This window comes from Streptomyces sp. NPDC051913, assembly GCF_044593635.1.
Lineage (GTDB): Bacteria > Actinomycetota > Actinomycetes > Streptomycetales > Streptomycetaceae > Streptomyces.
Map to the genome: position 1 here is coordinate 350,157 of NZ_JBIUCI010000003.1, position 20,928 is coordinate 371,084.

23 protein-coding genes and 2 pseudogenes are annotated in these 20,928 nt (G+C 70.5%); 9 read left to right on the forward strand and 16 right to left on the reverse strand.

The features are described from left to right. Positions 1-224: 224 nt before the first annotated feature. Positions 225-662 (reverse strand): annotated as a pseudogene (locus tag ACIHIX_RS10630) (NADPH-dependent F420 reductase); the annotation flags it as partial. Between ACIHIX_RS10630 and ACIHIX_RS10635 the strand changes: the two are divergent. Then, positions 628-1,236 carry a TetR family transcriptional regulator gene (locus ACIHIX_RS10635; protein ID WP_399952801.1) on the forward strand — a complete coding sequence of 203 codons (609 nt, stop codon included), beginning with the start codon at positions 628-630 and terminating at the stop codon, positions 1,234-1,236. The pseudogene ACIHIX_RS10630 and the gene ACIHIX_RS10635 sit on opposite strands and share 35 nt — an antisense overlap. On the opposite strand, the gene ACIHIX_RS10640 is transcribed toward ACIHIX_RS10635, so the two are convergent. After that, positions 1,233-1,994 (reverse strand): inositol monophosphatase family protein, encoded by a 762-nt coding sequence (locus ACIHIX_RS10640; RefSeq protein ID WP_399953773.1) that lies wholly within the window; start codon positions 1,992-1,994, stop codon positions 1,233-1,235. The two genes, ACIHIX_RS10635 and ACIHIX_RS10640, sit on opposite strands and share 4 nt — an antisense overlap. Before the next feature lie 102 nt (positions 1,995-2,096). Then, the gene (locus ACIHIX_RS10645) at positions 2,097-2,753 is read right to left on the reverse strand and encodes a ScbR family autoregulator-binding transcription factor (RefSeq protein WP_399952804.1); all 657 of its coding nucleotides are present in this window, start codon (positions 2,751-2,753) and stop codon (positions 2,097-2,099) included. 148 nt (positions 2,754-2,901) lie between these two features. Between ACIHIX_RS10645 and ACIHIX_RS10650 the strand changes: the two genes are divergently transcribed. Next, positions 2,902-3,975, forward strand: coding sequence for a ScbA/BarX family gamma-butyrolactone biosynthesis protein (locus ACIHIX_RS10650; protein WP_399952807.1), 1,074 nt, complete (start codon positions 2,902-2,904; stop codon positions 3,973-3,975). Here ACIHIX_RS10650 and ACIHIX_RS10655 read toward each other — a convergent pair. Then, positions 3,945-4,490, reverse strand: coding sequence for a TetR family transcriptional regulator (locus tag ACIHIX_RS10655; RefSeq protein ID WP_399952810.1), 546 nt, complete (start codon positions 4,488-4,490; stop codon positions 3,945-3,947). The two genes, ACIHIX_RS10650 and ACIHIX_RS10655, sit on opposite strands and share 31 nt — an antisense overlap. Before the next feature lie 91 nt (positions 4,491-4,581). On the opposite strand from ACIHIX_RS10655, the gene ACIHIX_RS10660 reads away from it, so the two are divergent. Then, a complete protein-coding gene (locus ACIHIX_RS10660; protein WP_399952813.1) occupies positions 4,582-5,715 on the forward strand; it encodes an acyl-CoA dehydrogenase family protein in 1,134 nt (377 codons plus the stop codon). Here the strand turns inward: ACIHIX_RS10660 and ACIHIX_RS10665 are convergent. From ACIHIX_RS10665 to ACIHIX_RS10695, 7 genes are all read right to left on the reverse strand, one after another. Beyond that, on the reverse strand, positions 5,640-6,125 hold the full coding sequence (locus tag ACIHIX_RS10665) for a MerR family transcriptional regulator (RefSeq protein ID WP_399952816.1): 486 nt from the start codon (positions 6,123-6,125) through the stop codon (positions 5,640-5,642). The two genes, ACIHIX_RS10660 and ACIHIX_RS10665, sit on opposite strands and share 76 nt — an antisense overlap. Before the next feature lie 39 nt (positions 6,126-6,164). Beyond that, complete coding sequence (locus ACIHIX_RS10670) at positions 6,165-6,371, reverse strand: acyl-CoA carboxylase subunit epsilon (RefSeq protein ID WP_399952819.1); 207 nt, start codon at positions 6,369-6,371, stop codon at positions 6,165-6,167. Next, positions 6,368-7,969 carry an acyl-CoA carboxylase subunit beta gene (locus tag ACIHIX_RS10675; RefSeq protein WP_399952821.1) on the reverse strand — a complete coding sequence of 534 codons (1,602 nt, stop codon included), beginning with the start codon at positions 7,967-7,969 and terminating at the stop codon, positions 6,368-6,370. The genes ACIHIX_RS10670 and ACIHIX_RS10675 overlap by 4 nt, the downstream gene beginning before the upstream one ends. Positions 7,970-8,108: 139 nt before the next feature. Then, positions 8,109-9,554 carry an MFS transporter gene (locus ACIHIX_RS10680; protein WP_399952824.1) on the reverse strand — a complete coding sequence of 482 codons (1,446 nt, stop codon included), beginning with the start codon at positions 9,552-9,554 and terminating at the stop codon, positions 8,109-8,111. Positions 9,555-9,626: 72 nt separating this feature from the next. Then, the gene (locus ACIHIX_RS10685) at positions 9,627-9,857 is read right to left on the reverse strand and encodes a 4-oxalocrotonate tautomerase family protein (protein ID WP_399952827.1); all 231 of its coding nucleotides are present in this window, start codon (positions 9,855-9,857) and stop codon (positions 9,627-9,629) included. 62 nt (positions 9,858-9,919) lie between these two features. Further along, on the reverse strand, positions 9,920-10,708 hold the full coding sequence (locus ACIHIX_RS10690; RefSeq protein ID WP_399952830.1) for an SDR family NAD(P)-dependent oxidoreductase: 789 nt from the start codon (positions 10,706-10,708) through the stop codon (positions 9,920-9,922). Between the two features lie 240 nt (positions 10,709-10,948). Continuing rightward, positions 10,949-11,551: a TetR/AcrR family transcriptional regulator gene (locus ACIHIX_RS10695; RefSeq protein WP_399952833.1), complete on the reverse strand. Its 603-nt coding sequence runs from the start codon at positions 11,549-11,551 to the stop codon at positions 10,949-10,951. Positions 11,552-11,763: 212 nt separating this feature from the next. Between ACIHIX_RS10695 and ACIHIX_RS10700 the strand changes: the two genes are divergently transcribed. The 5 genes from ACIHIX_RS10700 (at position 11,764) to ACIHIX_RS10720 (ending at position 15,883) form a co-directional block, all read left to right on the forward strand. Further along, positions 11,764-12,561, forward strand: coding sequence for an AfsA-related hotdog domain-containing protein (locus ACIHIX_RS10700; RefSeq protein ID WP_399952836.1), 798 nt, complete (start codon positions 11,764-11,766; stop codon positions 12,559-12,561). Positions 12,562-12,680: 119 nt separating this feature from the next. Next, positions 12,681-13,310 carry a hypothetical protein gene (locus ACIHIX_RS10705; protein ID WP_399952839.1) on the forward strand — a complete coding sequence of 210 codons (630 nt, stop codon included), beginning with the start codon at positions 12,681-12,683 and terminating at the stop codon, positions 13,308-13,310. A 100-nt stretch (positions 13,311-13,410) separates the two neighbouring features. Further along, the gene (locus ACIHIX_RS10710) at positions 13,411-14,343 is read left to right on the forward strand and encodes a hypothetical protein (protein WP_399952842.1); all 933 of its coding nucleotides are present in this window, start codon (positions 13,411-13,413) and stop codon (positions 14,341-14,343) included. Between the two features lie 165 nt (positions 14,344-14,508). Continuing rightward, the gene (locus ACIHIX_RS10715; RefSeq protein ID WP_399952845.1) at positions 14,509-15,603 is read left to right on the forward strand and encodes a 3-oxoacyl-ACP synthase III family protein; all 1,095 of its coding nucleotides are present in this window, start codon (positions 14,509-14,511) and stop codon (positions 15,601-15,603) included. Between the two features lie 85 nt (positions 15,604-15,688). Beyond that, positions 15,689-15,883: a hypothetical protein gene (locus ACIHIX_RS10720; protein ID WP_399952849.1), complete on the forward strand. Its 195-nt coding sequence runs from the start codon at positions 15,689-15,691 to the stop codon at positions 15,881-15,883. A 71-nt stretch (positions 15,884-15,954) separates the two neighbouring features. Here the strand turns inward: ACIHIX_RS10720 and ACIHIX_RS10725 are convergent, their stop codons facing one another. Beyond that, positions 15,955-16,761: an HAD family hydrolase gene (locus ACIHIX_RS10725; protein ID WP_399952852.1), complete on the reverse strand. Its 807-nt coding sequence runs from the start codon at positions 16,759-16,761 to the stop codon at positions 15,955-15,957. A 115-nt stretch (positions 16,762-16,876) separates the two neighbouring features. On the opposite strand from ACIHIX_RS10725, the gene ACIHIX_RS10730 reads away from it, so the two are divergent. Further along, entirely contained in the window at positions 16,877-17,296 is a 420-nt protein-coding gene (locus tag ACIHIX_RS10730) for a VOC family protein (protein WP_399952855.1), read from the forward strand. Position 17,297: 1 nt separating this feature from the next. Here the strand turns inward: ACIHIX_RS10730 and ACIHIX_RS10735 are convergent, their stop codons facing one another. The 4 genes and pseudogenes from ACIHIX_RS10735 to ACIHIX_RS10750 form a co-directional block, all read right to left on the reverse strand. Further along, positions 17,298-17,741: a PIN domain-containing protein gene (locus tag ACIHIX_RS10735; protein WP_399952858.1), complete on the reverse strand. Its 444-nt coding sequence runs from the start codon at positions 17,739-17,741 to the stop codon at positions 17,298-17,300. Continuing rightward, a complete protein-coding gene (locus ACIHIX_RS10740) occupies positions 17,738-18,004 on the reverse strand; it encodes a CopG family transcriptional regulator (RefSeq protein WP_399952861.1) in 267 nt (88 codons plus the stop codon). Before ACIHIX_RS10740 ends, ACIHIX_RS10735 begins: the two co-directional genes overlap by 4 nt. A gap of 151 nt (positions 18,005-18,155) precedes the next feature. Further along, positions 18,156-18,341: pseudogene (locus ACIHIX_RS10745) on the reverse strand (hypothetical protein); the annotation flags it as partial. A 1,537-nt stretch (positions 18,342-19,878) separates the two neighbouring features. After that, complete coding sequence (locus ACIHIX_RS10750; protein ID WP_399952864.1) at positions 19,879-20,886, reverse strand: phosphotransferase family protein; 1,008 nt, start codon at positions 20,884-20,886, stop codon at positions 19,879-19,881. Positions 20,887-20,928 lie beyond the last annotated feature (42 nt).

The window sequence follows — 20,928 nt, forward strand, 5'->3', positions numbered from 1 at the left end:
AGCGCGTCCAGCAGGTGCGCGACCTCCGCCTTCGCCGCCTCGTCGTCGCCCGCGACGGGCAGTGCGCTGCGGTCGTCCGCCCCGGCGGGCCGCGCGCTGGTCGTCAGACGGCGGAAGTCGATGTTGTTGAAGGCCTTCACGACCCGGGAGCCGGTGAGGTGGCGCTGGACCAGTTCCGACGACGTCACACGGTCGCCGGTCTCCAGTTCGGCAAGGCGTCCGTCCCGCTCCGGGTAGTGGTTCATCGTGTCGATCACCACCTTTCCCGCGAGGGCCTGCGCCGGGAGCGTGCCGTAGTGCTTCAGCGGGATCGTCGCCACCACCACGTCCCCCGCCCGCGCGGCCTCCTCCGCCGTGCCCGCCCTCGCCCGCTCGCCGAGCGCCGCGACGAGGTCGGTCAGGGTTTCCGGGCCACGTGAGTTGCTGACGACGACGTTCAGCCCCGCCTTCACCGCGAGATTGGCGAGCGCGCCGCCGATCATGCCGCTGCCGATGAGCCCGAGAGTGCGCGTGGTCACGACGACCGTGCCTCCTGACACCGAGAAGGGAATGTGAGACTGAGTGTCACAGTAGGCATCCCGTCGCACTCCTGCAAGTGGGGTTCGTGCCGGGCGGTACGATCGCGGCGTGACAGCAGCAGGACGGACGAACACCCGGGACATCGCGCGGGCCGCCGTGCGCGCCGAGCTCGGGCAGGTGGCCTTCGAGCTGTTCCGGCGCGACGGCTTCGACAAGGTGACGGTCGACGATCTCGCCCGGGCCGCCGGGGTCTCCCGCAGCACCTTCCTGCGCTACTTCGCCACCAAGGAGGACGCGGTCCTCAGCGCCCTGGAGAGCGACTCGGAGGCGAAGGGCGAGCGGGTCGCCGAGGCGCTGCGCGCGCGGGCCGCCGACGAGGACGACTGGACCGCGCTGCGGCGCGTGCTCGCAAAGGCGGCACTGGAGCCCTACCACCAGGACCCGGCCGCCGCCCTCGCCCTGACCCGGCTGATCCGCGACACCCCCGCCCTGTGCGACCGCCGGCTGGCGAAGCAGCACCGGTGGCGCCCGGCCCTCGCGCACGCCCTCGCGGAGCGCGGCGGCAGCCCGGAACCGACCCTGGCCCACTGGGTCCGTGCCTCGGCCGCCCTGGACTGCCTCAACGCCGCCGTCGACCACTGGAGCGACTCCGAGGGCACCCTCGATCTCGTCGGGTTGCTGAACGAGGCGTTCGCGGCACTCGCTCCCGAGGGCTAGGTCCGCGTGCTCACGTGGCTGCGCCACACCTGCGTCGCCTCCTCCGCCACCCCCGGCGCCGCCAGCAGCAACGGCTCGCCGTAGGAGGGGAGTTCAGGGAGGGCGAGCGCGCCCGCCTCGCGTGCGACGAGGAGGGCCGGAAGGCCGTCCACGTGGTGGAAGGAGCCGATCCCGGCCGCCGTGGCCCTGCCCGCCGCCACCTGCGCGAGGGAGAGGGCCGTGGAGCCCATCACGCGGACCGTGCAGTGGCGGCCGGCCAGGTCGGCGAGGAGGGGGTCCATGCCGGGCCAGTGGGCGTGGGCCGCCCACTCGGTGAGGAAGACATGGCCGGTGAGGGTGGTGTGGGACGCGGCTCGGACCGGGGTCCCGTTGAGGCGGGCGCCCCGGCCCCTGATCGCGGTGAACGTCTCGTGCCGCCACGGGTCCGCGACCACGCCCAGCAGCGGGGTGCCGTCGGGGGCGGCGAGGCCCAGGGAGAGGGAGCACCAGCCGATGCCGTGGGCGTAGTTGGTGGTGCCGTCGACCGGGTCGATGACCCAGTGCGGGGCGTCGGGGGCGCCCTCGGTGACGCCGTACTCCTCGCCCACGATCCCGTGGTCCGGGAAGGCCGCGGCGAGCGTCTCGCGCAGGTGTGTCTCCACGGCCTCGTCGGTGTCGGTGACGATGTCGGCGGGGCCGTCCTTCTCCCGGACGGCTTCGGGGCGGGGGCGGCGGAGCAACTCGGCGGCCCAGGCGGCCAGTTCCGTCGCCACGGCCATCGCCCGGTCCAGGTCCACGTCCCGCTCGGGGCCCGGGTCCCGCTCCGGGTCATGCCACTCCCACACCGGTCCTCACCTCGCCTTCCCTCGCCCGCCCTCGCGTCAGCTCTTCGCCGCCATCGGGACCACCGCCGTCAGGATCTCCTGTACCCGCTCCGCGATGTCCGCACGGTCGTTGAGCACCCAGGAGATGTGCTGGGCGCCGAAGAAGGCGGAGACCAGGACACGGGCGGTGGCCTCGGGGGAGGTGCCGGCGGGGAGCTGGCCCGTCTGCTGGGCCTGGCGCAGCCAGACGGTGAGGGACTCGGTGTAGCCGAGGTAGGGCATGGGCATCTCGGCGCCGATCAGGGACCGCTCGATCTGGAGGCGGGCGCCGGCCTGGACCATGGTCTCGTCGCGGAAGGCGCGTGCGGTGCGCTCCAGCAGCTCGGTCACCGCCTGGAGCGGGGAGAGCTCGGCCTCCTCCACCTCCTGCCCGATGACGCCGAGACGGTGGTAGAACTCCTCGGCACAGGCCTGGGCGAGGGCCTCCTTGTTGGCGTAGTGGAAGTAGACCGCGCCCTTGGTCACCCCGGCGAGCGCGGCGACGTCCTGCACGGTCACCGCCGGGAAGCCCTGGGTGGCGAAGGCCTCCGCCGCCGCGTCGAGCACCTGCCCGCGGGTGCGCACGGCCCGCTCCTGCTTGAGGCCCGTGTCCCGGTGCCGGGGGGCGGTGCCCCGGGCGGGCCGGGACCTGGCTGCGCTGCGTTCCACGGCCATGCTGTCCATCCTCTGGCGATCCTCTGGCGTTCCTTGAAATATACCTTCGGGAATGTATTGTAAGTGGCGGCTCGACCGGCGCCAGTCCTGTGCGGATGTTGTGCCGGTGTTGCTGTCTGCGTGAATACATTCACTGGGGGTTCAGACCATGCATCAGCCTGTCGCCACACCTGTCTCCACGCCCATACGCGCCACGGCGGCCTCGACCGCCGTACGAGCGGAAGCCCAGGGTCCGCAGCTCCGCTGGCTCCAGCCGGTCCCGCGCCACATGGTGCACCGCGCCGCCATCGCCGAGGTCTTCCTCACCGACGCCGTCCGCACCGACGAGCACTCCTTCCTGGTCGCCGCCCAGTGGCCGCGCGACCACGCGCTCTACTCGCCGGGCAGCGACGGCACCAGCGACCCGCTGCTCTTCATGGAGACGATCCGCCAGGCCCTGGTCTACCTCGCGCACGCCTACTACGAGGTGCCGCTCACCCACCGCTTCATCGGCTTCGGCTCGGAGTTCGAGATCACCGACCCGGCCGCCCTGCGCATCGGCGGCGAACCGGCCCCGGTGGTCCTGGAGGCACAGTGGGTGTGGGTGGGCAACCGTCCGCCGCATCGATTCGGCATGCGGCTCGAAGTGGTCCTCACGGTCGGCGGGCGCACCTGCGGGCGCGGCGCGCTGCACGTCGTCGCCGTGGACGACAAGCGGTACGCGATGCTGCGCGGCCGGGGCGCCAAGCCGCGCGGTGTCGCGGTGACCGGCCCGGCCCCGCGCACGCTGGAGCGGGTACACCCGGCGGCGGTGGGCCGGCTGCGCGCCAAGGACAGCGTCCTGGTGCGCGAACGCACGGACGGACCCTGGCAGTTGCTCGTCGACGTCAACCACCCGATCTTCTTCGACCACCCGAGTGACCACGTCCCGCTCATGGTCACCCTGGAGGGCTTCCGCCAGCTCGGCCATCTGCTGCTGCACCCCGGCGACATGGCGCGGGGCGCCGGGCACACCCTCCTCGGCATGGAGTCCGACTGCCTCGCCTTCGGCGAACTCGACGCCCCCATCGACCTGGTGGTGCGCGAGCGCACGCCGGAGACCGGGTCCGGCCGGACCCGGGTCACCCTGGACGCCGTACAGAACGGCACCGCGCTCGCCACCTGCCGCACCCTGTGGGGCACCCGGGCGGCGGACGGTGCCGCTCACGTGGATCACCGGGTGCCCGTTTCCTCTACGGCCTGAGCGCCGTCCACCGTCTCCCACAGCCCCCGCACCCGCTCGGCCAGACCGCGCCGTTCCGGATCGGGGGCCGTGTAGTAGGCGCCCACCAGGATCACCACGGCGAGGTCGGCCAAGGACTCGGCGGACAGCGTCCTCAAGTCGGCCGGGAGCCGCGGGGGTTCGGGCGTCGACTGGGCCTCGTCCATCACCAGGCGCAGCGCCGCGTTGAACCGGACGTCCGACTCCACCCGCTCGGCCAGGGCGCAGCACAGGGCGCGCAACCGCTCGTGCGCCGGGAGGTTCCCGTCCTTGTGCCGGGCGAGAAGCTCGTCGACGACCTGGTCGAGGTGCTCGGTGAGCGCCCGGGCCAGTTGCTCCTTGGAGGCGAAGTGGGCGTACAGGGCGCCCTTGGTGAGCCCGGTGCGGGCCGCCACGTGCTGGAGGTTGGCGCGCGGATACCCGTGTCGCACGAACTCGGCCGCGGCGGCGTCGAGGACCAGTTCATGGGTGCGCAGTGAGCGCGCCTGTTTCGCCATCACGGTCCCCTTCGGCCGATTGCCTCGAACAATACCTTCTTGAACGCACTTTTTTTACCTGATCCTGACAGAGATGACTAGGAGCAGTCACATGCCCCCCACGTCCGCAACAGCCACAGCCGCCGAACACGCTCAAGCCGCCGACCGTGAGGGACGGTTGGCAGCCGAGGTCGTCGCCGCACTCGCCGCCACGGGCCTTGCCCGGCACTTCGTTCCCCGCCAATGGGGCGGTACAGAGGGCACGTTCACGAACCTGCTGCACGAGGTCGCCGAGGTCGGCGAGGCCTGTACGTCGGCCGCCTGGGTCGGCATGCTGTGGGCCGCGCACGGCAGGTACGCCGCGCTGCTGCCCGAGGAGGGGCAGCGGAGCATCTGGGGGGACTCCCCCGACGTACGGATATCGGCGGCGCTGATGCCGCCCGCCGGTCGGGCCGAACCGGCGCCGGGCGGCTGGCGGTTGACCGGCACCTGGGGATGTGTCAGCGGGGTCGACAGCGCCGAGTGGGTGCTCGCGGCCGCGCCGGGGGCGGACGGGGAGACACGGGTGTTCGCGGTGCCGGGCGCCGCCGTCGACGTACTCGACACCTGGGACGCCACCGGGCTGCGCGGCACCGGCAGCCACACCGCGGTCGTGCAGGACGCCTTTGTCCCACACGAACTCACCTTCCTCTTCGCGGAGTTGATGCGCGGCGGCTCGGCCCCCGGCATGCCCCGCTGCCATACCGCACCCGCTCAGCTCGCCGGCGGTCTGCTGTTCTGCGCGCCGGCGCTGGGCGCGGCCCGCAGGGCGCTGGCGGTGTGGTCCGCGTGGGCGGCGGCCAAGACACCGGGCAGCGGGCGCCCGCCCCACGACAGCGCGGCGGTGCGCGAGACGCTCGCGGTGACCTCGGCCCACGTCGACGCGGCGGGCCTGCTCCTCGAACGGGCCGCGCGGCGCGCCGACTCCGACCCGGTCACCCCGGCCCTCGTCACCGGCAACCAGCGGGACGCGGCCGTCGCCGTCGGCCTCCTCGCCGACGCCGTGGACCGGCTGTTCCGCACCGGCGGCTCGCAACTGCGCACCGGTTCCGGCGAACTGACCCGCCTGTGGCGGGACGTCCACACGGTCGCCTCGCACGGTGTGCTCCGCCTGGAGCCGGTGGCCGCGGCCTACGCCTCCACCGCGCTCGGCACGGGGACGGACGCGGCGGCCGTCCGTGCGAGCACCGCCTCGCGCTCCGCGTAGAACCCGATCTTCCAGTCCAGGTAGCGGAGCGTGGCGGTGAACTCGCCGGTCCGTGCGCGCAGCGACTCCCGGTGCGCTTCGAGGAGTTCACGGCGGGCGGCGATGGTCGAGTCGCCCGCCCGGTACAGCTCGACGTAGTGGTTCATGTCCGCCGGTGACATCCCGGTGCTGCGCAGATGGTTGAGGAACTCCAGCCAGCGCAGATGGATCGGACTGTAGGCGCGCACCCCGTACGGGTCCTCCTCGGCGCCCTCGATCAGCCCCTGCCGCTCGTACCAGCCGAGGGTGTCGGCGTCGAGTCCGCTGATCCGGACGACCTCCTCCAGGGAGTAGGTCTCGGCATGGGTGGTGACGTAGGCGGTGGGGCGCTTGCGGTCGTAGGCGGCGTACTCGGTCGTGGTGTCGCTCACGGACATGGTGATCCTTCTCTGGGGAGGGTCGGACGGTCTTCAGCGGCGCCAGGACGCGGCGGTGCGGTGCGTGGTCAGGGCCGGGCGGTGCCAGTTCGCTGCGGCGACCGGGGCGGGCGCGGGCTCCTCCGCGGCAGGCGTCCGCCGGGCCAGTTCCAGCAGTACGGCGGTGGCGGCGGCGAGTTCCTCGGGGGTCGGCGCGCCGCGCAGCACCCTCAGCAACGGCTCTTCGGGGGGTGCGCTCATACCGGCTGGTTCCCGTGTTTGCGGGAGGGCAGGTCGGCGTGTTTGGCGCGGAGCATGGCGAGCGCGTGGACCAGCACGGCCCGGGTGTCACGCGGGTCGATGACGTCGTCCACCAGTCCGCGCTCGGCGGCGTAATAGGGGTGCATGAGCTCGGACCTGTACTCCTTGATCCGCCGCTCGCGCACCGCCTCCGGATCGTCCGCGGCGGCGATCTCCCGCCGGAAGACGACGTTCGCGGCCCCCTCGGCCCCCATCACGGCGATCTCGTTGGTGGGCCAGGCGAGGGCGAGATCGGCGCCGATGGACCGGGAGTCCATGACGATGTAGGCGCCGCCGTACGCCTTGCGCAGCACCAGCGAGATCCTCGGCACGGTGGCGTTGCAGTACGCGTACAGCAGCTTGGCCCCGTGCCGGATGATCCCGGCGTGCTCCTGCCCGACGCCCGGCAGGAACCCGGGGACGTCCACGAGGGTGACCAGCGGGATGTTGAAGGCGTCGCAGAACTGCACGAACCGCGCGCCCTTCTCCGAGGCGGCGATGTCCAACACCCCCGCGGTGGCGGCGGGTTGGTTGGCGACGACGCCGACGACATGGCCGTCGAGGCGGGCGAGCGCGCACACCAGGTTGGCGGCCCAGGTGGGCTGCACCTCGAAGAAGTCGCCGTCGTCGACGATCTCCTCGATGACCCGGTGGATGTCGTACGCCTGGTTAGGCTCGGCCGGCACCAGGTCGAGCAGGGCCTCGCAGCGCCGCTCGGGGTCGTCCGACGGCGGTTCGTAGGGCGGGAGTTCGCGGTTGTTGGCCGGCAGCAGGGACAGCAGATGCCGTACGTCCTGAAGACAGCTCGCCTCGTCGTCGTAGGCCGCGGCGGCGACACCGGAGACATCGGCGTGCACGTCGGCACCGCCGAGGCCGTTCTGGCTGACCTTCTCGCCGGTGACGGCCTGGACGACGTCGGGGCCGGTGATGAACATCTGGGAGATGCCGCGGACCATGAAGACGAAGTCGGTGAGGGCCGGGGAGTAGGCGGCGCCGCCGGCACAGGGCCCGAGCATCACGCTGATCTGCGGCAGGACGCCGGAGGCGGCGACGTTGCGGGTGAAGATCCCGCCGTACCCGGCGAGGGCGCCGACGCCCTCCTGGATCCGGGCGCCCGCTCCGTCGTTGAGGCTGACCAGCGGTGCCCCGGCGGCCAGCGCGAGGTCCATCACCTTGTGGATCTTCGTGGCGTGGGCCTCGCCGAGGGCGCCGCCGAAGATACGGAAGTCATGGGCGTAGACGAAGACGGTCCGGCCGTCCACGGTGCCCCAGCCGGTGACGACACCGTCGGTGTAGGGCCGCCTCGCCTCCAGGCCGAACCCGGTGGCGCGGTGCCGCCGCAACGCCTCGATCTCGGTGAACGACCCCGGGTCCAGGAGCAGTTCGATGCGCTCACGGGCGGTGAGCTTGCCCCGCGCGTGCTGCTGGTCGCTCGCGCCGGGGGCGGGGCCCTCGTGCGCGAGCTCGCGTATGAGCTGGAGCTCGGCGAGGCGGGTGCGGGTGGTGTCCGGTGGGGGTTGGGGAAGGGTGCGTTCTTCCATCACGGTCATGGCATCCATCCTGCCTGCTTTAAATTCCTTCGTGAAGGTATTTTAATGACTGTTGACGAAACGGGACCTGAAAACGCAGGTCCCCCGCGCCCACCCGAGGGGCGCGGGGAACTGCGCGACCAGCCACGACGAACCCGCGGCCGAAGTCCTACGACGCACCGCCCTTCTTGGCGCCCCGCGGCAGCAGCACCGCCGTACCCGCCGCCGTGGCCAGCAGCATCACCACACACGCCACGAAGCTCGTGTCGAAGCCCCGCTGGAAGTGCCCCGTGTCCGCGATCAGCGCGCCGAAGGCGGCCACCGCGATGCAACTGCCCACCTGGCGGAAGGTGTTGAGCACCGCCGCCGCCGTACCCGCCCGGTCGCCGTCGATGTTCTCCAGGATGGCCGCGGTGAGAGAGGGCACCGCGAGTCCGCCGCCCAGGCCGATCGGGACGAGGAGCAGCACGGGGATCCAGTACGACGTGGAGGAGGTGACCGTCAGCATCAGCAGCGAGCCCGCCGTCATCACCAGCTGGCCGATCGTCATCGGCACCCAGGCGCCCTTACGGGCGGCGAGCTTGACGCCCGCCATGTTGACGACGGAGATCAGCGCGCACATCGGGATGAACATCGCGCCGGTGCTGACCGGGGAGGCGCCGCGCACCTGCTGGAAGTACATGCCGAGCAGGAAGATCGTGCCGTAGAAGACCGCGTTGATGGTGAAGCCCGCCGCGAGGCAGACGAGGACCGTGCGGTTCTTGAAGATGCTCAGCGGCACCATCGGCTGCTCACGCCGCGACTGCGTCGCCACGAACACCGCGATCCCCACCGCGGCCAGCGCCAGCGTGCCCAGCACGTCCACGCTCCCCCAGCCCGCACGGCCGCCCTCGATCACGGCGTACGTCAGACCGGCCAGGGACGCCACCACCGACAGCTGCCCGACCAGGTCGACCGGGGCCGCCCGGCGCGGCGAGGGGGCGATACGGGTCAGCAGGGCGAGCCCGAGGGCACCGACCGGGAGGTTCAGGTAGAACACCGCGCGCCAGCTCAGCCCGCTGGTGAGCATGCCGCCGATGACCGGCCCGACCGCCACGGCCACCGAACCGGCCGCCGTCCAGATCGCGATGGCCCGCGCCCGCTTGCCGGGGTCGGTGTAGGTCTGCCGGATCAGCGCGAGCGAGGCAGGCACCATGAGCGCCGCCGCACCGCCCTGCACCATCCGGGCGCCGATCAGCGTGCCCAGGTTGGGGGCGACACCGCAGGCCAGGGACGCGACGGTGAAGGAGGCCAGACCCCAGGCGTAGGCGCGGCTGGCACCGATCCGGTCCGAGAAGGTACCGGCCGACAGCATGAACGCCGCGAACATCAGGGTGTAGCCGTCGACGATCCACTGGAGGTCGGCCATGGTGCCGCCGAGGCTGTGGGAGATGGCCGGGAGGGCCACGTTGACGACCGAGCCGTCGAGGGAGATGACGAAGAAGGCGAGCAGGGCCGCCGCGAGGACGGTGGTGGTGGAGGAGGTCGAGGGGGAGGCGGGGGCGGACGGGTCCGCCGCCGTTCCGTCCGGGGTGCGGGGCCGGTCGGTCCGCGCGGGCCGGGTCAGGATGGCCATGGGAACTCTCCTTGTGAGAGGAAGGGGTGGTGGGGGGAGGGGCCTCGCCAGGGAGGGCCGGGGCGGGTTGGCTCAGGCGTCCACCGGCGCGGCGCGGCGGCGGCTGAGCTCGGCGAACTCCGGGTCGGTGCCGAGCACCCCGCCCTCGCCCCAGCGGTTCTGCGGGATCTCCTGGATGAAGACGGTGATCTTGTCGAGGGGTGCCCCGATGACCCGGTGCACGGTCGCGGTGAGCTCCTCGATCAGCTCCTGGCACTTCTCGTCGGTCTGGTTCGGCCAGGTGGTCATGGAGAGGATGGGCATGACGAAGCTCCTTGTGGCGCAGGTGGGTTGAGGGTCGAGCTGAAGGAGAGGGCGGACCGGCCCTAGAGGCCGGCCGAGGCTCCGCCGTCGAGGGTGAGGGCGGCGCCGGTGAGGTGCCGGGCGGCGGGCGAGAGGAGGAAGGCCGCGAGGCGGGCCACGTCCTCCGGGTCGGCCAGTCTGCCCAGCGGGGTCTGGGCGGCGACCTGGGCGGTGACCTCGTCGGCGGTGGCGCCGGTGCGGTCGCCGATCGCCCCCGCGATCTCGTCCCACAGGGGGGTGCGGACGGCACCGGGGTCGAGGACGTTGACCCGGACGCCCCGGCGCCCGAGGTCCTTGGAGACGGCCTTGGCGAAGGCCGCGACGGCGGCGTTGACCGCGCTGTTCACCGGGAAGAGCGGGTCGGGGTCCTTGCGGAAGACACCGCTGACCAGGACGACCGAGCCACCGTCGCCCTCGGCCAGCGGACCGGCGAGCGCCCGGGTGAGCCGTACGGCCCCCATCAGCTTGCCGTTGAAGGTGGCCTGCCACATCGCGTCGTCGGCTTCGGCGAGCGGGGCGAGCGGGCCGTCGCCGGCGGTGTGCACCAGGCCGTCCACCCGGCCGAGCTCGGCGACCAGGACGGCGACCGTGGCGTCGACCGAGGCGGTGGAGTTGATGTCGGTCTCGTACGTCACGAGCCGCCCCGCACCGCCCGAGCGGGCGTCGATCTCCCGCCGGGCCCGTTCCAGACGGGCAGCGTCCCGGCCGAGCAGGACGACGGTGGCGTCCGACCGGGCCAGTTCCTCGACCACGGCCGAGCCCATGCCGCCGGTGGCGCCGCTGACGACGATGACGGGCGTGGTGCTGTTCACGGGGACCTCGGTTTCCGGGCTCGCGCCCCTGATTGACGGTTCGTCACATCTCACCGGCGGCCCCCGACTGAGCGGGTCCGGCCTGGTGATGAAGAAGGTAGCCCGGTTCAGGAGAGTCCGCAACCATCTAGTTGGTTTTTAAGAACCAACCAGATGGTTACACCCTGCCGACCAGCAGAAAGGGAGCCCGGGAAATCCCGGACTCCCTTGCCGTACGGCCGACTTACGAGGCGGTGCCGCTCAGACCGACCCCTGTAGCACGTTGTCGATGATCGAGTGCCCGTGTGCCACCACGCTCGCCCGCAGCAGCGCCCATCCGCTCTCCGTGTCCCCGTCCGGGCCCAGCATCAGCCGGCGCTGCTGCGGCACGATGAACGGCCAGGAGGCGATGCCGATCAGGGCGATGAGCACGCGGGCGGCGGTCGCGGGGTCGTCGACACCGAGGGCGAGGCTGAGCGCGGCCGTCTTGTGCACGTAGTACGTCTCGCGCTCCTTCTCGTCCGGGATCGGCTTGTCCCGGTAGTGCAGACCCTCCCAGGCCAGCAGCCGCACCAGGTCGGACTGGCGGTGGTAGTCGAAGACCTCGCCCACGTAGGAGCGCAGCCCCTCCTCCGTGACGGGGATGGGGACGGCGTCCGACATATGGGCGTAGACCTTGGTCATCACGGCCGCGAACAGGGCTTCCTTGTTGCCGAAGTAGGCATAGATCCGCTGCTTGTTGACGCCGGAGCGCTCGGCGATGCGGTCCACGCGGGCACCCGCGAGCCCGTGCTCGGAGAACTCCGCCTCGGCGGCTTCCAGAAGCTTGGCGCGGGTCGCCTGCGCCTTGGGTGTCTCAGCCATGGGAACAGCGTAGTCCACGGCACAACCAACTGGATGGTTCAGGTGAACCAGAAAAACCAACTAGATGGTTGCACTCAGGCCGAGACTCCTCTACGGTCTTTCACATCGGCCCCGCCACCCCGGGAATCCCCAGGAGATCCGGTGCGGAAGAGGCGGCAGGCCCGTATGACTCCGATGCTCCTCCCTCGTCAAGGACACCCAAGGAGACACCCATGTCAGCCACAGCCTCCCTCCGGACCCTGCTGCTCGTCGGTGACCGTTTCGCCGGATTCGCCGCCCAGCAGGACGTTCTCACCGTCAGCCAGTTCATCGAGGAGATGCGCCTCGGGGTGTACTCCTGGGACAGCCGGCCGGTCCGGGTCCGCGCCGGTCAGGGCGTCACCGCCGAGGACGCGGACCTGGTCCGGGACGCGGCCCTGCTGCTCGGCCTGGGCGACCGCCTCGACCTCGACTTCCGCCCGCCGGCCCTGGCCGGCCGCGGCGAGGCCCACAAACACCGAAGCGACAACACCCTGATAGCCGACCTCAGGCGGGACGGGGCGGACCTCTTCTCCGCCACCCTGCGGGTCCACAACGACAACGAACTGCTCATCGACCACCAGACCGGCGAGCACGTCCAGGGCATGGTCGCCGTCGAGGCGGCCCGGCAGATGTTCCTCGCGGTCAGCGAGCGCTACCACGCCGCCCGCTACCTGGACCGCTCGTACTACTACGTCATCGAGTCGATGAACACGACCTTCGAGAACTTCCTCTTCCCGGTCGACGCCACCGTCGTCTACCACTCCCTGCGCGCCGAGCTCGACAACCCGGACCGGCTGTCCTTCGCCGCGGAGATCTCCCTGCACCAGGCCGACCGCCGCGCCTCCATCACCACCGTCACCTACACGGCCTTCGACGCCCCGGTCATCGAGGCCAAGGAGCACCGCCGGGGCCAGTTCGCCGTGGAGCACACGCTGCGCAACGCGCGGCAGACGATCACGCCGGCGGAGCCGGTGCTGGCCACCGTCTGAGCACCGCACGACTCCGCGACTCCCGTCGTACACACGCCCGTACGCACGCACATCACGCACGCACTCACGCACTCACGCACTCACGCACTCACGCACTCACGCACTCAAGGAGATCCGTCATGTCCGCTTCCGCCGCCCTCATCACCGCCACCGAACTGTTCGCCAAGCCCGAGCAGCTCGACGCCGTCGCCGAGGCCTGGCAGGCCCACAACGACGCGTCCGGCTTCGAAGGACGCATCCTCTACCGCGGTCTGGAGAGCAACTCCGTCCTCGAACTCGCCTCGCTGGACCGCGGGTTCGAGCAGATGGAGGAGCTGCGCGCCGACTGGTGGAAGCTGTGGGAGGCCGTCGGCCCGCTGGGCGAGGGTGACTTCCGCCGCCAGTTCCTGCAGTTCGTCGAGGCGCCCAAGCCGGCCGCCGGCGCGCTGCCCGACACGCACTACGTGCAGATGCGGCACGTCGAGGTCGTGCCGCGGGTCTACCGGCAGTACCGCGCCTGGCGCGAGGAGACCATCTTCGACGTCGTGCGCACCACGGACGAGGTCAAGAGCTTCCAGGCCTTCCACTCGCTGGCCAGCACCGAGCCCGGCGTGATGTTCGTGTCCGGCTTCGACGCCGACCCGGCGAAGTACATGGAGGCGTTCACCTCCCCCCGCTACCAGCAGATCGTCCGCGAGGCGGGCGACACCTACATCACCGGAGGCGACAACGGCCTGTACACCCGCATCTACGAGCGCGTCACCGCCTGACGCCGACTCCCCTTCCCGCCCCACGGCCGGCCGCTGAACTCCTGTGCACCCGCGCGGCGTTGCGCGGCCGGCCGTCCGTATCCGCGAAGGAGCACCCGACATGACCATCTCCCCCGTGGCCCCCGCGGCACCCGTAGCCACCCCCACGGTCCCCGCGGTTGCGGCGCCCGCCCCCGCCGCCCCCATGACCCGCACCTACGACCTGAGCGTCACCACCCAGGGACCCCTCTACCCGCCGAGCGAGATCGTGGACGAGAACGGCGACTTCGTCGTCATCGGCCGCGTCAACCGGCCCGGCGCGGACGGCTCCACCGTCTCCGGGTGGGGCGGTGCGGTGGTCTCCCCGGACAGCCCGCTGCCCCCGCTCGGCCAGAACCTGCCGTACGACATCGTCCGCGAGCTCGACCTCACCGACCCCACCGGGCCCGACGCCCAGGTCCAGCTGTTCACGCTCCCTCTCCCCCTTCCCTGCAACAACTACCCGATGCTGTTCGCCCCGGAGCAACGCCCCGACGCGCACGACGTGCGCCGGCCGAGCTATCCGCTGCACGGGGCGCCCATCCCGGACCTGCGCGAGGAGGACGGTCCGAAGCTGCGTGAGCCGATCACGCTGGGCCAGTGGACCAAGGCACGCGGGCAGTTGGAGGTGCATGTGCCGGCACACGGGCGCGGCGCCGACTTCTCCTTCGCCTTCACGGGCCTGATCCCCGACAGCCTCTACACGGTCATGTCGCTGCGCGAGCACGACCTCGACCCGGCGGGCCCGACCCGTCCCGGCCCGCTCGGCGTGCCGAACGCGTTCATCAGCGACAGCAACGGCATGGCGCACTACCGGGCGAGCCTCCCCAACCCCTTCCCGGCGCCGGGCACCCCCGGCGCGAACCGGGTGATCAACGTGGTCGTGCTGTGGATGAGCTACCAGCAGAACTACGGCGGTGCCATCGGCCACTTCGGCCTCGGCGGCGACATCCACGCCCAGCTCAAGCTCCAGGGCCCGAGCTTCGGGGAGTTCACGACGCGGCCCGCGAACTGACCGTATGCATACGTCCGTTACGACTTCCGCCCGTTACGACTTCCGCCCGTTGGGACTTCCATCCGTTGGGACTTCCATCCGTTGGGACTTCCATCCGTTGGGACTTCCATCCGTTGGGACTTCCATCCGTTGGGACTTCCATCCGTTGCGACCTCAGGAGTGACCATGACCGACCCCGGCTCCTCCATCGGCATCATCGCCACCGGCTCCTACCTCCCCGCCACCGTCGCCCACAACGACGAGGTCGGCGCGGCGGCCGGTGTGACCGCCGAGTGGATCGAACGCAAGACCGGCATACGACGACGACACCGCGCCGCCCCGCACGAGGCCACGTCGGACCTCGCGGCGCACGCGGCCCAACGAGCCCTTCGCCAGGCGGGCCTGACCTCGGACCAGATCGCGTACGTCATCGTCGCCACCTCCACCCCGGACCACCCCCAGCCCGCCACCGCCGCCATCGTCACCGACCTCATCGGAGCGCGCCGGGCCGCCGCGTTCGACGTCAACTCGGTGTGCAGCGGCTTCATGTTCGCGCTGACGGCGGCGGACCGCATGCTGCGCGCCGAGCCGGGAACGGCGTCGGGGCAGGGGCCGTACGCCCTGGTCATCGGCGCGGACGTCTACTCGCGCATCCTGGATCCGGCCGACCGCAAGACGGCCATCCTGTTCGGCGACGGCGCGGGGGCCGTCGTCCTCGGGCCCGTACCGGCCGCGACCGGAGGCATCACCACCAGTCTGACGACCCGAGGCGACCAGCACCGGCTGATCAGCGTGCCGGCGGGCGGCAGCAGGCGGCCGGCGTCGGCGCAGACGGTGGCGGAGGGCGCGCACTGGTTCACGATGGACGGGCGCGGGGTGCGCGGTTTCGTGCACGACAACCTGCCGGGTGCGATCCATGAGTTGCTGGCCAGGGCGGCCGTACCCGCCCGTTCCGTACGGCACTTCGTCCCGCACCAGGCCAACGGCGTGATGCTGGCGGAGGTGTGGCCCGCGCTCGGCCTGGACACCGCCCGGATGCACCTCGCCCTCGCCCACCACGGCAACACCGGCGCCGCGTCCGTCCCGATCACCCTGGACGTGGCCCACCGCCGCGGCCTGTTCACCGAGGGCGACCTGACGGTCCTGTCGGCCTTCGGGGGCGGTATGTCGGTCGGCTCGGCCCTGTTCCGCTGGGCGCCGACAGCGCACGCCCGCCCGGCGAGGGAGCGGACGCAGACGCGGGTGCCGCTGCGCGAGCCGGCGCTGGCGGGGGCGAGGTAGCGGACGGACAGCCGAGCAAGCCATCAGCACCACGACGGAGAAACCCCACGCGTGCGCAGACCATCAACGGCCTTCAGGAGAACCCATGCTCACCTTGCCGACCACGACCCCCCATCGCACCCTGCACGTCCTGGCCAACGGCGCTTCGGCCTCGGTGCAGCGCGGCGGCACCTGGTACCTGCTGAACACCGGGCCCGAGGCGAAGCGCCCCGTCCTCCACCTGGCGGGCGACGCCGACGACGCGGAGCTGGAGCCGCACATCTGCCGGAGCATCGACTGAACCGGCGGATGCGACACGGGGAGGGGCGGAGGCCACCACGGCCTCCGCCCCTCTTCTGTCCGTGCGCGCGCTCAGCCCAGCGGCAGCGCGCACTCCCCGGTGCAGCCCTCGGACTGCTCGTCGCGGCCCATGGACCAGCAGGCGAGCGCACACCCGGAGACGGCGACCGCGGCCCGGTCCGCACGCCGGGCGAGATAACCGCGTACGACGGGGTCGTCGCCGACGCCACGGGGGTGGCCGACGCAGTCGAGGAGGGGGAAGTCGGAGGGATGGTCGCCGTAGGCGAAGCAGTCGCGCGGGTTGACGCCCGGGTGCTCGGCGAGCAGCCGCAGGGCCGCCGCCCTCTTGCCCTCGCCGATCACGGGCTCGGGCAGCTCACCGGTGTAGCGGCCGTCGCGCACGACGGGCGAGGAGCACAGGACGTGCCGGGCGCCGACGTACTCGGCGACGGGGTCGAGGCAGGGTGCGAAGGAGCCGGAGACGAGCACGATGTCGGCGCCGGCCGCGCGGTGCCGGGCCAGTTCGGCGACGGTGGAGGCGATGAAGAAGCCGGGTGCGGAAGCGGCGAGGGAGAACCACTCCCTCCCCAGGGCGGCCATCTCCTCGGCGCTCTCCCCGGCGTAGGAGCGGTAGTAGGCCCGGTTGACGTCCTCGCGGGCCACCCCGGCGGCGGACCGCCCCTTGAGGTCGGCCTCGACGAGCCGGTACCGCAGCTCTCCCTCTTCCCCGTACCTCCGCACCAGCTGGAAGCGCAGGAACTCGAACATGCTCTTGCAGTCGATGAGCGTCTCGTCGACGTCACAGAAGACGAGGTAGGCCGGCCGGTACGCCGTGTCGACCCGTATCTCGCCGCTGCCTATGCCCGCGACCACCGTCATTCCCAGCCCCTCCCGTTCGAAAAATTCCTTCGCGAAGGTATCACTCACCGGGTGCCGTTGTCAGTGGCCCCGGTTAGCCTCCGAGGGAGATCGCACTCCTCCTGGGAGGTTTCTGATGGCCGCGCGCCTCAACCCGTACCTCAGCTTCGACGGCACCACTCGACAGGCGATGGAGTTCTACAAGGACGTGTTCGGCGGCACTCTCGCCCTGAACACCTACGGCTCCTTCGGCCAGGAGGACCCCGCCCTGACCGACAAGATCATGCACGGCATGCTGGAAACCCCGTCCGGCCTCACCCTCATGGCAGCCGACGCCCACCCGGACATGCCGCTGACCATCGGCAACAACTACTCGATCAGCCTCAGCGGCGACGACGACCCGGAACTGCGCGGCTACTGGGAGAAGCTCTCGGCCGAGGGCACGGTGATGGTCCCCCTGGACAAGCAGATGTGGGGCGATGTCTTCGGGATGTGCACGGACCGGTTCGGGGTGACTTGGATGGTGAACATCGCTCAGGGGGAGCGTCAGGGCTGAGTCAGAGGGGCAGGTCGTCGGGGAGGACGCGGAAGGCCTTATGCCGCCCCAGCGGCCGTACGGCACGGAAGTCGCGCCGGTCGAGGGTGAGGACCGCGTCGGTGTCGTAGTCGGCGGCCAGCGCCACGTTCACCGCGTCGGCGAGATCGAGGTCCAGCGCGCGGTAGCGGACCCGCACGGACTGCGCGGCGCCCAGATGATCCTCCGTGATGTCCGGCACGACGACGCGTCCCCGGCTCATCCAGCGCCGGATGTCCTCGACCGCACTGAAGGCTGCCTCCCGCCCGAGCTCACGCGTGGCCACGTGGTCGAGTTCGGCCAGCAGCAACGGGGACATCACCAGCAGGCCGGCCGCCATGATCGCCTCGTTGGCCGCCGCGTGCTCCGGGTGGGCCGAGTCCAGGGCCGCCAGCAGACCCGACGTGTCGGCGATGACGATGATCACGCGGCGCTGCCCGGATCGGTCCGGGTCTCACGCAGCACCGCGTCGGCGACCGCGTCCCGAACGTCGGCCGTGGACGGCGTCCGGCCCGCCCCCTCAAAGGTCCGCGAGAACAGGGGCTCGTCCCAAACGCGGTTCGCCATGGCAGCGAGGTGAATGCCCTGCCGGATGATCTCGGCCTCGCTTATCCCCCGCCGCTTGGCGGCCTCCTTGATGATCGCCAGGTCCTCGGGGTCTGCGTAGACGTTGGTGCGCTTCATGGACATGTACCAACAGTAGGACATGTACCAGGGGGCGGGCATGTGCCGAGGTCAGCGCACCACGGCGACCCCCCGCTCACTCGGCGGCAGTGCGAACGCCGCCCGTTGAGATTGGCCGGGTCCAACGGGTCAATCAGACCCAGCGAGACATGCAAACTCACAGCAGGACGTAGCCGAAGTTCTCGTTCGCCGGCCAGGCGTCGGACACGAGAGCGGACACCGCCGTGCCGCCGAATCGGCTGGGCCCGGAGTGCCACGACTCGGCGATGGAATCGACCAGCAACAGACCCCGACCGTGCGCCTCGCTGGCGTCCGGGTGCCGCAGGCGCAGGTCAGTCCGGAAAGCGGCCGTAGATCACCTCAGCTTCCCAAGCTCAGGGCTCATCACACTGCGCCATCTGCATGGCAATTGTGGTAAGTGAACGCCCTGGTCACTGCACAATGCTACGGGTGCATCAGGCCTCAGCAGCTTGAGGGATTTGCACTCAGCAATCCGACTCCCACTCCGTATGAGTGGCCCCCAAGGCGCCGCATTTCTCGCACTTCATAGACGAATACCAGCGGATGCGGCCTCTTGGCCACCGCTCGTCAGCCATACGTCGGTCCTCGCCGTGGTCAACGACGAGCCAGCAATGAACCACGCCAGGCGTGGCCTCGTTATCGCCGGGCCGGCAAGTAGCTTTTGCCAGTCTTCCTGACTTGGCCTCGTCAATCGCTTTCTTTTTGGCCCTCTCTTTACTTCCGAATGCTGACCATTGTTCTGGAACTTCTCGCCCCAGCGCTATGGTCCACAGCGCCTCCACGGCAAACCCTAGCAAGAGAACAGCTGCGACAAATAGTAGAAAGAATGCCAATCCCATCCATAGAGTATTTGCATTTAGGTCGCTGGACTGAGATTCGAAATCCACCGATTTAGTCGCCAGGATGTACCAGGCACCCCCAAGGAAGGGTATCGAGAATACCGCGCACCCGAACGGTGGGATTCGAGCCTTCCGTGCCATTTGACCGCCAAGCGAATCGCCGAGGTTGCCGGATTTGACAATTAACACCCACTTGTATCGATCAGTGCGTCTGAATTACTTTCCCGCAATACTCGCACGGGTCGTTATGACCGTCTCTAACCCATGTCTCACGCCTACAATGGGGGCACGTGACCTTGATGTTCTCTCCGTAACCAAACATAGGAACCCCTCATTTCCTGAATGTGTCATCGACATAGTTATGTCGCGGGGCGAGCATGAGGTGCTAGTCACTGCTTGTCCACCCATCAAGCCGCTGTCAATTCTGCAACCAGGATCCGGCCAGGGGCCATACGTAATACGGCGCATCTCATCTTGGCATCGGATTCATTTGTTCGACGCCGCTTGAGTGGTAGCTGTTCTGGAGGAGTGCTGGTCGCGCTCGACCCAGGCGCTACCTTGGCTCGGGTCAATCCAGCCGAGTAGCTGCCCGTCTCCGGACCGCAACTCAGTTCGCTGCTGATCCCTGATGCTGCTGGGCGATGCACGGGGTGTACGGCATCGACCGCGTGAGCGCTGTGGATCTCCCGCCACATAGACCTCAATTGGCCGTGGCCGCACCCTCGTACCGCCGTCGGCCGACCGTCTCAGTTTCCGTCTCATTCAGTGCCGTTCACGTACGTTCAGACGGGACCGAAGGCGGGAGCCCCTCCCAAGACCAGTCGCCCATGAGCGCACGTGAACGCCCTGCACGCAGCGCAAGACCCCACCACCACAGTTGGAAAACGTGTTGGGGAAGAGGCCTCCACACAAGGCCAGCTACGGCACAAGGCCTCCTCGTTTCCATGCTTGCGCGCGCAGCAGCATGCAGGTTCAGCCTCGGTCAGGCCCCCTACCGGAGGGCCGACGCAATCGACGGACCTACCCCAACCCCCGCACCCGCCCCACCGCCTCCGCCAAGTACCCCCGGCTCCACGCCACATGACCGGTGTCGTCCGTGGCGCGGGGGCCGTCCTCGACCACGAGGATCAGGGCCAGGTAGAGCTGGTAGAGGGCGAGGCGGTGGTGGAGGGCCGGGGTGAAGTCGTGGGTCGGGGTGACGTCGAGGGAGCCGCCGGCTGCCACGTAGCCGGCGACCACGTCGCTCGTCGGGCCCGCGTCGCCGCCGAAGGCCAGGGAGATCAGTTCGGCCGCCGGGTCGCCCCAGAAGGCGCGTTCGTGGTCGATGAGGCCGGTGATACGGGAGGCGGGGCCGTCGGTGACGAAGACGTTGCCGGGCCACAGGTCGAAGTGGACCAGGTGCGGGACGGTGACCTCGTCGAGGGCGTAGCCGCCCTCGGCCACCAGTTTGCGGATCGTGTCCGGCTCTTCGGGCAGGGCCGCGTTCCAGTGCGCCGCGTCCTCCAGCAGCGCCTCCACCATCAGCGTGAACGCCGTCCGCCAGTCCGGCGCCGACAGGCCCGACTCCGGCGCCGGGTAGCCGAAGCGGCCGTCCGACGCGGTGATGGCGTTGAAGCGGGCGGTCAGCGCGCCCAGTTCACGGCGCAGGGTGCCTGCCGCCGTCGAGGGGAGGGCGGTCGCCGCCTTGTCCCAGGGCGTGCCCTCCAGGAGGGAGACCATGAGGAACTCGTCGTCCGCGTAGAGGAGTTCGGGGCCGGGGACTCGTCGCTCGGCCGGGAGTTCGGCCAGGCGGCGGTACACCATCGCCTCCGTCGCCATGATGCCGCGCTCATAGCGCAGGACCGGGACCTCCGGCAGCGGGGCGAGCTTCACGATCGCGGGGCGGCCGTCGTCCAGACGGACCCGGTAGGCCGTGTTGTAGCAGCCGTCGGTCAGTTCGGTCTCCACCCGGCAGCCCGTACCCGCCGAGGCCCGCAGCAGGGCGTCGAGGTCGGCCGGGGACAGGCGGCGCTTGGTCTGACTCTGCATGAGCACACACACGCTTTCCACGAAGGCACGCTTTCGGACAGC